The sequence below is a fragment of the Vibrio taketomensis genome, from assembly GCF_009938165.1.
GTDB classification, from domain to species: domain Bacteria; phylum Pseudomonadota; class Gammaproteobacteria; order Enterobacterales; family Vibrionaceae; genus Vibrio; species Vibrio taketomensis.
The window spans coordinates 1,535,200-1,551,247 of sequence record NZ_AP019649.1 but is presented as its reverse complement, the minus strand read 5'-3'; the positions used below and the strand labels follow the sequence as shown (position 1 = coordinate 1,551,247).

At 44.3% G+C, this 16,048-nt stretch carries 11 protein-coding genes, 2 tRNA genes and 1 pseudogene; 4 read left to right on the top strand and 10 right to left on the bottom strand.

All coding sequences use genetic code 11. From position 1 onward, the window contains the following. Positions 1-56 precede the first annotated feature (56 nt). The 4 genes and pseudogenes from Vt282_RS07155 to Vt282_RS07140 all read left to right on the top strand — a co-directional run bounded on the left by Vt282_RS07155 (position 57) and on the right by Vt282_RS07140 (position 4,382). Positions 57-953: a dihydrodipicolinate synthase family protein gene (locus Vt282_RS07155; protein ID WP_162046326.1), complete on the top strand. Its 897-nt coding sequence runs from the start codon at positions 57-59 to the stop codon at positions 951-953. A gap of 235 nt (positions 954-1,188) precedes the next feature. After that, the gene (locus tag Vt282_RS07150) at positions 1,189-2,022 is read left to right on the top strand and encodes a MurR/RpiR family transcriptional regulator (RefSeq protein ID WP_162062974.1); all 834 of its coding nucleotides are present in this window, start codon (positions 1,189-1,191) and stop codon (positions 2,020-2,022) included. Positions 2,023-2,179: 157 nt separating this feature from the next. Continuing rightward, positions 2,180-3,324 (top strand): annotated as a pseudogene (locus Vt282_RS07145) (N-acetylneuraminate epimerase). 2 nt (positions 3,325-3,326) lie between these two features. Continuing rightward, entirely contained in the window at positions 3,327-4,382 is a 1,056-nt protein-coding gene (locus Vt282_RS07140) for a YjhT family mutarotase (protein ID WP_162062973.1), read from the top strand. Positions 4,383-7,484: 3,102 nt separating this feature from the next. Here Vt282_RS07140 and Vt282_RS07135 read toward each other — a convergent pair. The 10 genes from Vt282_RS07135 to Vt282_RS07090 all read right to left on the bottom strand — a co-directional run bounded on the left by Vt282_RS07135 (position 7,485) and on the right by Vt282_RS07090 (position 15,942). Then, the gene (locus tag Vt282_RS07135) at positions 7,485-8,357 is read right to left on the bottom strand and encodes a helix-turn-helix transcriptional regulator (protein WP_162062972.1); all 873 of its coding nucleotides are present in this window, start codon (positions 8,355-8,357) and stop codon (positions 7,485-7,487) included. Positions 8,358-8,437: 80 nt separating this feature from the next. Beyond that, complete coding sequence (locus Vt282_RS07130; protein ID WP_162046333.1) at positions 8,438-8,656, bottom strand: hypothetical protein; 219 nt, start codon at positions 8,654-8,656, stop codon at positions 8,438-8,440. A 3-nt stretch (positions 8,657-8,659) separates the two neighbouring features. Further along, positions 8,660-9,865 carry an FMN-binding protein gene (locus Vt282_RS07125; RefSeq protein ID WP_232055023.1) on the bottom strand — a complete coding sequence of 402 codons (1,206 nt, stop codon included), beginning with the start codon at positions 9,863-9,865 and terminating at the stop codon, positions 8,660-8,662. A 67-nt stretch (positions 9,866-9,932) separates the two neighbouring features. After that, the gene (locus tag Vt282_RS07120) at positions 9,933-10,244 is read right to left on the bottom strand and encodes a hypothetical protein (RefSeq protein ID WP_075650808.1); all 312 of its coding nucleotides are present in this window, start codon (positions 10,242-10,244) and stop codon (positions 9,933-9,935) included. Further along, complete coding sequence (locus Vt282_RS07115) at positions 10,244-11,758, bottom strand: 4Fe-4S dicluster domain-containing protein (RefSeq protein WP_114765071.1); 1,515 nt, start codon at positions 11,756-11,758, stop codon at positions 10,244-10,246. The genes Vt282_RS07120 and Vt282_RS07115 overlap by 1 nt, the downstream gene beginning before the upstream one ends. A 20-nt stretch (positions 11,759-11,778) precedes the next feature. Then, complete coding sequence (locus tag Vt282_RS07110; RefSeq protein ID WP_162062970.1) at positions 11,779-12,888, bottom strand: tetratricopeptide repeat protein; 1,110 nt, start codon at positions 12,886-12,888, stop codon at positions 11,779-11,781. 439 nt (positions 12,889-13,327) lie between these two features. Then, positions 13,328-13,404: transfer RNA gene (locus Vt282_RS07105), tRNA-Val, on the bottom strand. Positions 13,405-13,445: 41 nt separating this feature from the next. After that, a tRNA-Val gene (locus Vt282_RS07100) sits at positions 13,446-13,522 on the bottom strand. A gap of 156 nt (positions 13,523-13,678) precedes the next feature. Continuing rightward, the gene (locus Vt282_RS07095; protein WP_162062969.1) at positions 13,679-14,782 is read right to left on the bottom strand and encodes a glycosyltransferase family 1 protein; all 1,104 of its coding nucleotides are present in this window, start codon (positions 14,780-14,782) and stop codon (positions 13,679-13,681) included. 209 nt (positions 14,783-14,991) lie between these two features. Continuing rightward, the gene (locus Vt282_RS07090) at positions 14,992-15,942 is read right to left on the bottom strand and encodes a DUF3080 family protein (protein WP_232055022.1); all 951 of its coding nucleotides are present in this window, start codon (positions 15,940-15,942) and stop codon (positions 14,992-14,994) included. Between the last annotated feature and the right edge of the window lie 106 nt (positions 15,943-16,048).

Here is a 16,048-nt window from a genome sequence, read left to right as displayed (position 1 = left end):
TCAATGTAATTAACAAATGAGCCGCTGCGGCGGCTCCGATTTAGTAGGATCGAAAAATGAACAAATTGACAGGTTTGATTGCAGCTCCACACACACCATTTGATATCAATAACAAAGTGAACTTTGCAGCGATCGATCAAATTGCTGAACTGCTTATCGCACAAGGTGTCACTGGTGCTTATGTTTGTGGCACAACAGGTGAAGGTATCCACTGTTCAGTAGAAGAGCGTAAAGCGATCGCTGAGCGTTGGGTTAAGGCTGCGGATGGTAAATTGGACATCGTTCTTCACACTGGTGCGCTAAGTATTGCTGATGCCGTTGAGTTAACGAAACACGCGGAAACGCTCGATATTCTGGCAACTTCTGCAATTGGCCCTTGCTTCTTTAAGCCGGGCAGTGTGGATGATTTGGTTGAATACTGTGCGCAAATCGCAGCGGCTGCACCATCAAAAGGCTTCTACTACTACCATTCAGGTATGTCGGGCGTAAATCTTGACCTTGAGCAGTTCCTCATTAAAGGTGAACAACGTATTCCAAACCTATCGGGTGCGAAATTTAACCATGTGGATCTGTACGAGTACCAACGCGCGGTTCGTGCTTGCGGTGGTAAGTTCGATATTCCATTTGGCGTAGACGAGTTCTTACCTGCTGGCTTGGCTGTCGGCGCAGTGGGTGCAGTGGGCAGTACGTATAACTATGCGGCGCCACTTTACTTGAAGATCATTGAAGCATTTAACAAAGGCGATCAAGCAACGGTAACCTCGCTAATGGACAACGTCATTGCGCTGATTCGTGTATTGGTTGAATACGGCGGTGTGGCAGCAGGTAAAGCGGCAATGCAATTGCACGGTATTGATGCGGGTAACCCACGTACACCAATTCGTTCACTCACTGATGCACAAAAAGCCGATGTGGTAGCGAAAATGCGTGATGCTGGCTTTCTAAATCTTTAAGTTTGAGCGTGGCAATAGGGTGTGTCTCTATTGCCACTTGTTACTCACAGAGTTACTAGTTGCAGTAAATTTTATCAATGCGACGGAAAGAATCGTCTAGTCGCTCGAAGAATCGGTGATATTTACTTCAAGTAGTCTGAATTCTAGGGTGTTTTGACGCTATTTGGTGTCAATAATCCACCGTTTTTGATATTTTTGCCGCAGCAAAAATGATGATGTTGACACGAGGCAACGTATGGGCTCACCAAAAAATTTGTTAGTTCGACTGCGTTCGAACATCGAGCCGTTAAGCAAGAAATTGCGAGTAGTAGCGGAATATATTTCGGAAAATGCGAATGAAGTTCAGTATCAAACCATTACCGATCTTGCGCGTAATACCGCTACCAGTGAAGCGACTGTCGTACGTTTGTGCCGAGATATGGGCTATAAAGGTTATTCGGACTTTCGCATGGCGTTGGCTGTCGATCTTTCTCAATCTCAGTCGGCCCAACAAGTTGATATCGAAGGCGATGTCTGTGATGTCTCGGCGCATCATGCTTCGGCCAGTTTGCTTGATACGGCGAAATTGATTGATCGTAAAGCGTTGGCTCGCATCTGTGATTTAGTCCATAACGCGCACTTTATTAGTTGTGTTGGCGTTGGGGCATCAAGCATTGTTGGTCGCTACCTTGCATTTCGCTTGTTACGTATCGGTAAGAAAGTGACTATGTATGAAGATACGCATTTGGCGGCGATGAATGCCGTGCGTAGTGGACAAGGTGATTTATGGTTTGCCGTTTCCAGCTCAGGCTCAACCCGAGAAGTGATTCATGCAGCCACGCAAGCGCACTCTCGCAAAGTCCCGGTTATCGCATTAACTAACATCAGTCATAGCCCGTTGAGCGCGATTTGTACCGAAATGCTTGTTGCAGCCAGACCTGAAGGTCCATTAACAGGTGGCGCATTTGCTTCTAAAGTGGGCGCGTTGTTGCTGGTTGACGTCTTGGTGAACTCGTTGTTAGAGCAATACCCAGAGTATTCAGAATCGGTGCTTGAAACGGCTGAGGTCGTCGTACCGTTGCTGAAGTAAACATTAGATTTTAAGGCCTGCGCTTTGCGGGCTTTATTTTGCAGTTTTATGAAGGAAAAATCCTTTTTAAGTGTAGTCGTGGAAAATATTTTTGTTATATGCAGGAGATAAAGGCCGACAGAGCCAAATTGAATGCGCTAATAAGGAAATAAAGAACATGAAACCATTAAATTCTGTACTAATGACAATACCCTTGCTTGCGGCTTTTTCTGTCGCAGCGAATCAAACTTGGCCAGACTTACCTGTCGGTGTGAAAAACGGCATCGGTGCACAGGTAGATTCAAAAATTTATGTGGGTTTAGGCTCAATGGGACAACAGTTTTACATGTTGGACCTTGAAAACCTAGATAAGGGTTGGCAAAAGCAAGCAAGCTTTAGCGGCCCGGCTCGTGATGGAGCAACGGCAACGGTAATTGGTGATGATATCTATATCTTTGGTGGTTCGGGCAAGGCCGATGCGAAAGACAAATCGCCAGTGATTTTTGATACGGTTTATCGCTTTGATTCGAGTGAAAACAAATGGTCACAAATGAGTACCAAGGCGCCAGTAGGCCTTTTGGGGGCGGCTTCTTATTCACCAGATAATCAACAAGTGGTTTTCTTTGGCGGTTACAACAAACCTTTATTCGACAAATATTTATCAGACATTCTTACCACTGACCAAAAAGCAGAACCGAAAAAATGGCAAAAGATTGTCGATGATTACATGGGGCTAAAACCCGTTGATTACCAATGGAACCGACAAGTTCTTAGCTTCAATCCAAACACCAATCAATGGCAGGAACTGGGTGCATCCCCATATTTGCCAAACTGTGGGTCGGCATTGGTTGCCAATCAAGAAAACGCACTGCTGATTAGTGGTGAAATAAAACCCGGTCTGCGTACAGCAGAAGTAAAAACCTATCAATTTGGTCAAGCGCAACCTTGGGTCAGTGAGCATCCGTTGCCAACGCCTGAATCACAACCACTGCAAGAAGGCGTTGCTGGCGCATTCGCGGGTATGAGCAATGGTGTGGTGATTGTTGCAGGTGGCGCAAACTTCCATGGTGCCAAGCTTGCGTTTGATAAAGGCAATATGTTTGCTCACAACGGATTGAAAAAGCGTTCAACGAGGAAACGTACGTGTTTATGGATGGCGCTTGGAAACAAGGTAGCGATCTCACTGAAGGCATTGCATATGGTATTTCATTTACGCTGCCACAAGGGGTATTGATGGTTGGCGGTGAGAAACCGGATGCATCATCAAGCACCAAAGTAGCGATGCTATCTTGGGATGGTAAACAAGTAGAACAACAGGACTAATAATGAAGATGCATTTTTCACCTTTACCTTCTTTGCCATCGGGCCTAAAGAATGGTGTGGGATTTTCTAATCACGACGCTATCTATACCGGACTTGGAAGTTTAGGTGAGAAATGGCTGATGCTAGACCTTGCCAATCCAAGCGATTGGCAAGAAAAAGCGGCATTTCCAGGAACACATCGCAGTGATGCGGTGTGTATACCCGTAAGCGGTGGCTGTTATGTTTTTTCAGGAGCGGGCACTACTGAAGAGCTTGGTTATACAACGGTGCTAACCGACGGTTATTACTACGATTGCTCGGAAGATGTGTGGAGCTTAGTTACAGAGCAAATCCCGGTTGGGCTGCTAGGCGCTGCGGGGTTTGCCATGGATGACAGTCTTTATTTTGTTGGAGGCTATAACAAATCTCAGTTTGATGGGTTAATGGCGCAATTAGCTTCTCCTCAATTAAGTGAAGATCCTGATCTTAAACAGGCAACCTTGGTTGAATTTATGTCTCGTCCGATTGAGTCTTATCAATGGAATGACAAAATTTATCGCTTTGATTGTTTGAGTAATCATTGGAGCGTTATCGCGACGAACCCATTTCAAGCCAACTGTGGAGCAGGGGTTTTTCGCACCGACGACAGCTTGATCTTGGTTGAAGGGGAGGTGAAGCCGGGTCTTAGAAGTTTGCACACCAAGAGTTTTCAATTTGGCGATGGTCAATTGTTAGAGACCAATTATTTGCCATCGATTATTGAATGCCATTCTGAGCACGAGGGATTAGCCGGTGCATTGTGCGGTGAGATTGACGACCAATGGATCGTGGCCGGTGGCGCTTACTTTGTTGGCAGTCAAAGTAACTATCGCTCAGAAAAATTCTATAGCCATCAGGGTCTAACCAAAACGTTCACTGACCAAATTTGGTGTTTTGACGGCTGTGAATGGCAACTGGCAGGTAAACTACCTCAAGGATGTGCCTACGGTGTAGCAGTAACCACTGCTGATGCCATGGTGCTCATTGGCGGAGAGACACAAAGCGGTGAAGCACTCACTCAGTGTTATTTGTTAAGGTAACATTCGATTATTAGTGTAAGAAGCGGCTCTCATGAAGAGTCGTTTTTATGGGGCTAATCTAGTCGGTAACGTTTTAATTTTTGAGTCGGTGGAATTTCACTGAAGCTTTAGACTGAGACATTGTCACCCTCACGAAAGCGGGAATCTATCTTTGATACCTGTTTAGCGTGGCGTTACTGTATGTCCCGCTTAAAACTGTAACGATCCTTTTGAGTTTTGTGTAAGCGGTCCAGTTACTCTTTGTCTTACCAAAGAGTAACCAGAAAGGCGCTTTTGTTCGTAGATGCTGTCCAGCCGGTTTTAGGCGTTCCCGACGCCGAAAACCTAAAAATGCTGTCCTGCATTTTTGCTTAGGGTAGTGTTTATTTTGGCTAAAGCGTTTTGGACAGAAACAAGTTAGAGTAAAACAAATATAGCTCTTTGGCATAATAAGAAATAATGAGACTCACTCTTCAAGGCTACCAAAATCCCGATGATAGAGCCATGTATAACTTAATGCGCTAAAGAACTGACACTTCACTTAACTGCTTTCTTTTACTCAAGATATGCATGATTTCGAAGTCGATTGAATATATTGATTATTCAGATCACGTATATCAGAGTATTTTGAAACTGTTCTAACAAAACAGGTAAATCATAGTTATCCACTTCATTTGTTTTCAATACCATCGAAATACTCGGGATTGTAAACACCTAACTTTCCAGCCCACATTTCTCGGAGATAACTCAACCATTCGGGTTGGGCTGTGTCTATAATTGAAAGTCGAGCCTTTGAATTTAGATAGGTAGATATCGCACTATTGGGGACCCACCCAGATAGGTAATCTTCAAAATATAACTTTTCGCCTATAGACTTTGATTTTGCTAATGAGACGATGTTAGCCGTGAAATAATTAGCATTTTCTAAATACAAGTTTGAAGCAGCACAGCATGCATTGCCATCCGAGTGTAGAAGCAGTCATTATCCGCAAAACCAAAACTCATACCTTTAGACCTAGTTTGGACTGCTATTTCTGTTAAGTTAGGCACTCTATAGTTAGCTGGAAGTATGTATTCTCTCCCCTGTTTTAGTGCGCCAAGTTTTTATAATAACCAATAGGATTCCCTTCCAATATGTCGATTAACTTACTGCCAAACTTTTTTGTTTGCATCTATAGGGCACTTTAAATACTCAGCAGAAATGTGTTTTACACTAGACGAAGCGGCTAAATCTAGAACGTGACTGAAGAATTTCTCATGTCCCGGAATTATTGGCTGAAACCTAAAACAAACTGGAATACCTTCACTATCCAGTACCTTAGCGGACTTTGCCAAGTCCTCTATTGCTACACATCCTCTATCGATTCTATGTCTTTGCTCAAAATCGATTATCGTCGTCGAAAATCTAACATAAATGTTTGAGCCAGAAACTACCTCTAAATATTCATCACGGGTTATATCGTCACTTTTGGTACTTACAATAACTGGGTAATTAAACTCTTTAGAATTTTTAAATACTCTAATGTGACTTTTTCTCTAGATTCTAACTTTGTAAATGGATCAGACATACCACCAATTGGAAAGGAACTCTACGCTCTATTAGTTCATCAAGAGCTGAACTGACTTTACCGTTAGATACCAGAGTTAGCCTATCTAGAAGAGATGGGTTACCAACTTTCAACTCTCCCGTCGTCCAAAGCCTTGCCTTGTTGAGGCAAAACAATACTCACAAGAAAACTGACATCGGTTATAAGGATCTAATCGAAGTGGAGTAGCACAGAATGCAACTTGACTTGTTAGCGCTGCATAATATTTATATGGCTTCATTTGTTGCTTACTTCTAGTATCCACTCCCAAACGAAACCAGCACCATTATATATGTGTTGGATTAGCACCAATAAAAGAGCCCAAAACTAATTATCAATAGTATCTTTATCGTTAACCTAACAGCGTAGTAACTTTCCGAATATCTACCGAATAGCTCATAGAACACATCCTTTTCAGAACTATTATCATGTGTAGCCTGTACTATTGGCATTCCAAATTCATAAGACTGACCGTCTACTCTAAATTGAATTACGGCTTCTCGTTAACTTTAGGTTCATCACACAAATCATTATCCAAATTAACTTCCAACTTGGTGAGGTACTTTTTACTTAGCCGTTCAACTAATTTTTCCTTTTGATGTATGTTTGCACTTTTAACAAACCATGAGCTTCCCAAGCTAGCCATCTTGGATGATTATCGTATGAACTGTACTCAGAAAAACTACTGTATTTTTGGACGAATTTGGGACAAAAACTTAAACAACCCCAAAGCTATCACAAAGATAGAGACAATGAGAGTAGTTGCCAATGAAATGGAAGAGTTAGTTCAATATTATGCGTAACCCCATTAGAGTAATTGGTAGAGGAGTTGGGAGTTGGTTTATAATCCCCACAATTATCGGGACTAATGAGAACCACACAACAAGATACCTAAGTATGATTAGTTGAAAGAAAGTTTGGTATTCTTCCCATCTATCTACTTTCATTTAGAATTCCTTTATCTGTTAGGCCGCTTATCACACCCTACACTAGGGTTTTACAGCAAACTAATATTAAACAACAGCAGTAAACACTAAACAAAATACATGCTCAAACTGTTATGGCACCTTTCCTTTGAAAGCAGTTATTATCATATTAATTTAACTACAAATCAAAAGCTTAAGATACGGAAGGCCGTAATTAGCAAAACGTGACAAAGTTGATAAAACTGATTTGTCACCAGTTCAGATTATATTAGGTAGTGAAAAATATACTAATAGGATGTGAATGAGTAAAAAATCTAACGCATAATGGGGCAGAACTGAGTTTAAATATTCTTCGCCTTGATGCTTTCAATTGGTTAAAGAATATCTATCACCTAGGCAAAATGCAGGACAGCATTTTTAGGTTTTCGGCGTCGGGAACGCCTAAAACCGGCCGGACCAAGTCAGAGATACAAAAGCGCCTTTCTGGTTACTCTTTGGTAAGACAAAGAGTAACTGGACCGCTTACCGTAAGGGAAAAGAGAGCGACAGGCTTTTAAGCGGGACATACAGATATAACTAAAATTACTCCCGCATCCCACATCCCGCATCCGCTATTGATTCCTCAACCCCATCCGACACAACTGCCTAAAATCCTTTGGGCTCACCCCGGAATGACGCTTAAAAAACTTCGTCATATTGGTCGCTTCATTAAAACCAAGCTCAGCGGCGATATCCGCAATCGCGTATTGGCTAAATGCCAGTTGTCGTTTGGCTTCAATTAGAACACGCTCATCGAGTAACTCTTTGACGCTAATGCCCGCATTATCTTTAGCAAGTTTATCTAACTGCTTAACGCTTTTGCCCAGCACCAGCGCCATTTCAGCGACGGATGGACGCTGGCTAAAGTGCTCATCAATGTAGTTCTTAAGGCGGTAAAAATCACTGGCACCGAGGTTTTGCATTTGCTGGGCGTTTTGCTTGTAGATTGGCACTATCGATTTGAGCAAGATGGTGCGCAGCAGATTGCGAATGATCTCAGCACGAAATTCAGAGTCAGAGTAAAACTCGCTAACCATGACGCGAAAGAGGGCATCGATATCGTCGCCCATATCATGGGTGCAGTTTACTTGCACCAGCGCTGCGATCATCGAATCAAAGTAAGGATCTTGTTTATGCTCAGCAAGAAAGGTGCAGTTAAACGGGACCACAAATCCGTCAACGGTGCGGGTTTTCGCAAACGCATGAACTTGGTTTTTGCCAAGAGAAATCAAAGTTCCAGCTTTAATTCGGTGAAACTGGTGATCAATGTAATGCTGACCTTCTCCTTCAGTTATGTAAATCAAAGCGCTGAAATTAAGGCGATGATGGCACGAAACGTCATCCAAACTGCGGGCTTGGTAAAGCTCAGAAATTCGGTAAATGTAGGGATTGGTTAATCCGGATTCAGAGCGCATGCGCTCAAGGGGAATACTTTTACAACTCATAGATAGCACGAAGGAGCTTAATGTTAACAGTAACACTAAGCTCCTGATTTTAATTTCTAGTTATTGATGAGGCGATATGGTTAGTACTGTTCGCTTTCCATATCTTGCGCCATCTGCTTAAAGTCAACTTGCGGCTTACTTTCTACTACAACCACAGGTTTTTCTACTGGCTTGGTCACACTATGTAGTAATTGTTGCTGGCTTTGTTCACCGGTTAGGCTAATAAAGCTGGTGGTAAGTTGCAGCACAATCACTACTGAGGCTAAACAGTAAAAAGCAAGCGAGATGTGTTTTCTCATGGGTTACTCCTTGTCCTGTTTCATCGGGCGACGGGCTTTGCTCTTTTTCGCACGAGACTGCTTGAGCCAGTTTTTGTTAAACACCAAGAAGTCTGTCATGGCATTGACTGGACAAAGGCTCTGGCACCAAGGGCGACGTACAACTAGCGACGTTAAGATGATTATCACTGTCAGCACAAACAGGTACATGCCACCAATCATGCCAAAGGCAATGCCAAACGGTTCATAGACGAACGCGGCTGGGCTGCGGAAGTATGCGCCAAGGCAAAGCGTGACTAACAGCAAGACGCGCGGGAACCAGACAAATAGCTCGTTACGGATAGGCGAGGACTTTGCGTTACCCACTTTGGCTAAACATTTTTGTACTGCACCGAATGGACATAAGCTTTCGCAGTAGATATTGCGGTTGTAGTAAAAAATGTAGCCGATACTCAGAGCCAGCAAGATAAACGGCGTGTAGTTAGCCACACCAGAAATCCATGAGCCATAAATCGCGCCGCCCATGATCGAAGCCGAGTAAAGCGAAGCAGAGTGGAAGCCAAATAAGAGGGTTGAACCACCAAGAATAGCGATATTGAACTTCACTTTGTGCTCAGAGCGGGTACGGTTCACCCAAACCGCTAAAGCAAAGAACACCAACGCTGCTGCATCTAACCACTTGAAGTAACTCAATGCAGACGCTTGCTTTGATAGGCGATAGCCATACAGCGCCTCGCGCACTGGATCGGCAGCTTGATCTAAGGCGGTAATATATGCCTCAGAGGTGAGCGTTGCGCCCGTTACCGCATCGACATGCAGTGAGGTTTTCACGCGCTGACCTAACAGGTTCTCCGGCAGTTTTTCTTCTACTACTTTATCAAAGTATGACGAGGTCTCTTTGGATGAAAGCAGCGAGATCGTTTCCACTTCACCTGATGGAGTAAACACAGCGCCAACGGTCAGTTCGCCGCCGTAACCCACGCCTGAGCCAAAACTGACCCATTTAGCTTGTGCTTTGTCGCCATCAGCGCCAACAAGCTGGTACAAGTTAGGAGAGACTTCAACCAGTTCACTGCCCGCAGTGGAAATGTGTTGGAAGAATTGCGCTTGTGAGTTGTTGGTGCGCAGACCGCCCAAATACCAAGCCAAAATCAGCAGCAAAATAGATGCGATGCTGGCGATCTTCTCTAGGTTTTTATTTCGATTTGTTTTTTGTTTTCGTTCAGCCATAAAACTAACAAGCCACAAGTGAATACTGACCTTGTGGCTTGCTCCTTAACGTATTCTAAAACACCGATTAGTTTGCTGTCTTTGGCTTAAGTGCGATAAGCACTCGTAGCAAGATAGCACCACCAATGATTAAGCCCGTGCCAACGAAGCCGAGGAAGTACCAGCCTGCCATACCTTCGTTTTCACCCAGTAGGGTAAAGGCGCCCGCAACGGTTAGCACCAGTGATGCCCACCAACCGCCAACCAATGCCCATTTCCACCAGTTCATGCCGAGTTGGAACTGTTTAGCCCATTGGTTTGCGCCAGCAAATACCAGTACTTGCAGCGCGCCAAATGCCATCCAAAATAGCGGGTCGAGTACAGTCGATTGTGGAAACATTAGAATCCCTCCCAGTTACCGTCGTATTCCCAAGTTTTTTCTACCGCGAGGTAGTTCTCGCTGCGCATCCATTCTGGCGGTTGGTGGTAGCCAGCAAAGCGACCGCCATTCCAGTCACCGTGGTAGGCTTCTGCTTCTGGGTAGTAGAAGAAGTTGTGCTGCATCGCGAGCAGTGTTTTACGCGTCATGCCAGTTGGATCGCGCGGGTCGGTTTCTTTCACCAGTGCATGGATCCAGTTGTTTTTACGCGTGTAAGGACACACCGCAATACAAACGCGACAACCCATTGCCGTTTCAGTTGGACCTTGACGCCACATGGTCCAGCAGCTGTCTTGGTTAAAGGCAAACTTGCGGTAACCACGCACGATATCATCCGGCTTATCTGCTTTACTGATAGAGCCACTTGGGCAAGAGTCAGCACAGATCTTACACTCTTCACAGAAGTGCTTAACCTTAGTGTCGATCGGTTTATCCGCTTCCAGATCAAGCTCAGTGATCACCGCGGCCAAACGAATGTTTGGACCCAGCTCAGGCGTAAGCAAAATACCGTTGCGCGCCGCTTCACCCATACCCGCTTGGATAGCCAGTGGTGGCACAACGATTTCATAGTCTGAACCTGGCCATTGTGGACGAGCTGCATAGCCAAGCTCACCAAGGAAGGCTGCCATCAAACCCGCCGCGTTTTTGGCACGGAAGTAGCCATCGTATGAGGTTGAGTAGCCGATTGCGGCGTACATTGGATCCCAGTTCATTGGTGTACCGAAGATGATCACGTTCTTCCAGTGTTTAGGAATGCTTTCGTCCCAATCTGGCATGCCGCGCATGGTGTTTTTAAACACGAAGTTCGGATCGAGCTTAGTGATACCCACGATGCTCATGCCGAATTTAAACGCCATCTTCTTGATTAGCTCAGAAGCGTGTTTTGGCGATTTAAACTCTTGCTTAGTGCGTTTAACCCACTGGAAGTCCACTTCGTCTGGGTGACCTTGTGGTTTTGGCGGGAAGTCACTGTACACACCGCGCATGTAAGCCGCTGAGTATGCCCAGCCAATCGCGAAGCGTGAACGGTGACGCTCAAAGTTTTGTGAGTGTTCCGCTTTCTCTTCAAACGATTGGTACATGTCGTCCCAACGCTCAGGGTAACGTGAGTAGTATTCACGTACACGTTCGTTAGGAATATCACGCCAGTCTTTGGTTGGAATCCAACCTTTTTTCATTTCAGCGCCAAGTACGCGAGTGCGGTGGAACAAGAAATCGCTCCATTCTGGGCGAATAAGCTCGCCAGCCACTTCCATCGTCGGTGCCACATCAACGCGAAATGGTTCGCGGTTGAAGTACATATCGTGACCTGACTCGGTTCGGCCCCAACCGACGTTAGCGTCAGGATCGCGACCTAATACAAAGCCAGCACCTGCCGCGGCACCAATGGTCGCGGTTGCTGCGGCAACGCCACCTAACTTGAGAAAATCGCGCCGAGACGTATCGGCTACGCCTGATTCAACTTGATCTTTCACATTAACTCCCAGATTTATTCTTATTTAATTTCGACTACATCGAGGCTCAGTTTCTTGTTGATTGTGTTGAGCTGTTCGCGGTAGGTAATTTTGTAGTGACCGGCTAAACGGTTAAGGTCGACCATCACAAGCTGTGCATCAGTCCATTGCTCTGCATGGAAATAGCACAGGAACAGCTGTTCGAGACACCATTCGTCATGTGGCTCAAAAATCAGTAGCTGTTTGATGTCTTCTTCAAGCTCACCATAGAGCCCAAGCTCTGCTTTAACGCGGGCACGAATGCTAATTACGTCATAACTTGATGGGTGAACGGCGATATAGTGGTTTAACGCATCAAGCGCTTCATCTAAACGACCGTTTTGATGGGCAGAAATACCCGCCAAACGCACCAGTTCAATCGATGACACATGGTTGTCAAATGCAGCGTTGATCCACTGTTCGGCTTTTTCTTTGTTGCCCAATGCGAGGTATGAACTGACAGCCGTAATGTAGGTGGAGACTAACGATTTATCGCAGGAAAAGGCGTGTTCTGCGTATTCGGCTGCCAGTTCAAAATTACTTTCTTGATAGTAGAGGCCGGCAAGGTTTTGGTAACCGCCGACAAACTTAGGGTCAATCTCTATCGCTTGTTTAAAGTGTTCAACCGCGATATCACTTTCGCCAGTGAAGAGGTGGTTAAAGCCAAGGTGGCAATAAAGCATTGGATTATGGTTATTAATGGCAATGGCTTCTTCAAGCATCGACTTTGCCATTTCATAGTCAGCAAGCTGTTGATAGACCAAGCCACATTTGGTCTTAAAATCATATTCAGTCAGCTGCGACTTAAATTGGTTGGTTACCACCATGGCAAGTTGGCACATTTGTGCTGCCATAAGGGTTTCGAACAGGAATTGCACTTGCCCTCTGTCGAGAACGAAGTTTTCGAGCTGCTCGCTGATAACGAGAGTGAAACTTTCATGTTCAAGCCAATCAGTTTTGTTTTCGTCTGGTTTTTCATCTGCCGTGGAAAATTGAGCAGAGAGAAACATGAAACGCTCATTAAGCTTTGGCTCAATGGTTTCAATTGCCGGAAGGGTAGAGATTTGGCTAGTTAGGTATTGGTAAAGCTCTAGCCACTTACTGCTGATCATGCATAACATCCTGCTGAAATATCAGCGCCAATATTATGTATTGAGCAAATGGTCAAAAGGTAGATATTTACCCAAAAGTGGTAGAAATCTGCCCTTTAAACGCAAAGATGATTTTGATCAATTCTGAAATTTAAAGGTTTACGTTGAGTTGTGAAGGATAGGGAGGTGAATGTTATTAATTCTGTTAGGAGAGTTACTTCTGATGATGTCTCTCTGTTTAGAAACACTTTATCTGAGTAACTCTCGTCGAGGAAGATCTCGTTTTAAAGCTTGATCACACGGTGTTGTTGGTCTGATTTTACCAAGGATCTTTTTCTAAAAGATGGAGGTACTCTTGAGGAAGCAAAGGGGTGCGGACTACTTAAGGAAAATCGATACACGCAAAAACAACAAAGCCCGCATAAAGCGGGCTTTGTTGTTTTGTTCCGAAGAACTAATTTGGTGGGTCTAGGCGAACTCGAATCGCCGACCCCTACCATGTCAAGGTAGTACTCTAACCAACTGAGCTATAGACCCAAATTTTTTGTTCTCGACAAATCTAGCCAAGCTAGAAGGAATGGTGGGTCCGACCAGATTCGAACTGGTGACCCCTACCATGTCAAGGTAGTACTCTAACCAACTGAGCTACGGACCCATCCCTTGAGAACGAGATGGATATTACCCACTGTTTTGGGCGTGTGCAAGCGTAAATTCTAGGTTTTTGAATCGTTTGGCGCAGGATTGTGCTGATTGATTGATTTTTATTCTTACAACCTCGTTCAATGTGCTCCTGATCACATCACTGAATCCTCTATAAGCTTCGCAGAAGGTTGCTGATGTAGCGCCCGCGAGTTTGCCAGCTGTCACTCCAAATGATATCCGATGGAATTTTATTCTCGTACGCCGACAATTTTAATGCGTAAGACATCTCGTGCGCGGTTTCTACGACATTGACATAGTCTCTGTAGTTGCCGCTCGGCTCTGAAAACGTTGAAACAACGGGTGAGCCAGCAGCCAAATATTTTAGCAGGGTACTGTTAAACGCTGTCGGATGACTTTGCTGTGATTTGAAAGGTAACAAGCTGACTTCCCAATGCTGGATATAACGCGGCAGTTGTTTGGTCGTTTTCGTCCCCAAATAGAACACATTCTCTAAGTCGAACAGCGCATGATGGCCAACCGACATACGGCCAATATAAACAAAGTTCCAATTAGGTAAATTAAGTGCCGTGTAGTAAAGCAATTGAAGGTCGACGGTATTGTCTATTACGCCACAAAAACCAGCCGTTGGCCTGCCGTTAGTGGGCATGTCTTCTGCGACGGGGTGGCGAGCACAGAATAAGTTGGTATCGACTGCGGGTGGCAGTATTAAAGTTTTGCTACGAGGAAAACGTGAACAAATAAGCGAACTGGAGCCAAAAATCAGATTTGCCCGTTTGAGCATCGTTTTTTCAAGCTCAAATTTAAAATGGTTATTCGCGATGAAGTTGCTCGAATGTTCTTCATGGCAATAGTAAACCAGGGATGAACCTTTGATGTGTTCAGTTAAGTCAGCAAAACTCGTATCGGCAGCCCAAATGATGGGGTGTTTAATATCATGTCGGGTTAGAAGCGGGTTCAAAGAGGCGAGAATGTAGGATAGAGAAGAGTGTTTAGTCTCATGGCAACTTATCTCAGGAATATTTTTAATCGTTATCGTGATATGGGCGTTGGATCTTGAACTCTCAGATACAGCGTTTGTTGTGTGATGTTTTTGACTTTTTGCACTCTCGAATTCGAGGTCAACCCACACGATTCTGCCGCTGTTTGGCATGTTGTTGAGCATTTCTTTAGAATTGACCGCAAAAGAGTCACTTAAATTGTTGAGTACAATGATATCTCGCATCACATCCTCCAACTCATCCACAATGAGCATCTAGTAAATATCCATGTTTTATAGACACTAGTTGCACATTGCATGCCGAAAGGTTATTGCTTAAATAACAGTGGGTTATAAATTAAAGCGAAACAAACTCGTGTGGATTCTCAATATGAGAATGTTTTTGGAAGGCGCTGATTGTTTTGATGCTTTTTACGCAACTCTTTGACACTGACATTGGAAAAAGACGAGGCAAGTACTGTGAGTTATCTAGAAAACGTGACGCCGCAACGTTTGAATAGTTGCTGCCAGTAATCGACGTGGCGTAGGGTTGCTTGTCTGAACTCTCTATGAGCGCTGACAATTGGGTACTGATAATTGGGATGCACGTTTTCCAGCATAGAAAGGTAGGGCAATAAGGCAAAGTAGTGAGCGTCGAGCCTTGCTAGGTAAGCTTGAATGTTACCAACAAAGCTATGGTTAAATACGTTATGTAGGTATTTGAACTTAGTTGAATCACGCCCAGGCTGGCAAACAATCGTCTCGTTATAAAGAGCGAGTTGCTGGTTTATTATGTTGAGTTTCTGGCTCGCGTTGACAAATGAGTACCAAAGACGACCCACGGTGTTGTTCTTTTCCAGTATTTCTTGATATTTATGGATGGGTACTGCTTGATTTTCACCAGAGTGTTGATTGACCGCACTTTGCAAATGTTGGTATGCGTGGAGGATCTCTCTATCGAGAGTCACAAGCTGAGGATTTATCCATTGGTTTGCTCCGAGTTGTTTACGCATTGCTTGGCTAGTAAAAATGAGATTGGCGCTGTATGCCGGCAACTGCGTAATCTTCTGATGGTAAATCCCGTCGAGAGTTTGTTTTAGTTCTTCGGAAATTTCAGGCGCGTTAACACAATTTTGCAAACCATGTAGTAGTGTCAGCTGAAACTCAAAATCGCGGAATTGATCTTGGACTTTGCCTAAAACGGAGTTTTTTTCCGCAATCGCATTGAATAGTCCACATTTTCGTAGTTCATAACTGTCTAATAAACCAAGAGTGATAGGCTCAATTTCCATCGTTAATTGCCGAATGGCAGGTAATTCAACAACCGTATTGTCAGGCAAAGCTAGCGCTTTTTGTTGCTGCACGTTCGCAATTCTATCTAAGTAATCCGAAAACATGTTGTCTACTGGGTGCTGTTTAAAATCGCATCCAGCCATTAGTGTAACGAATAGCAGAACAAGGAATCTCATGGAAAGAATGGTACACCGAATCAGTGAATCGTTACTTTAGTGTACGTGAGATATAAGAAAAAGGTCAGCGATG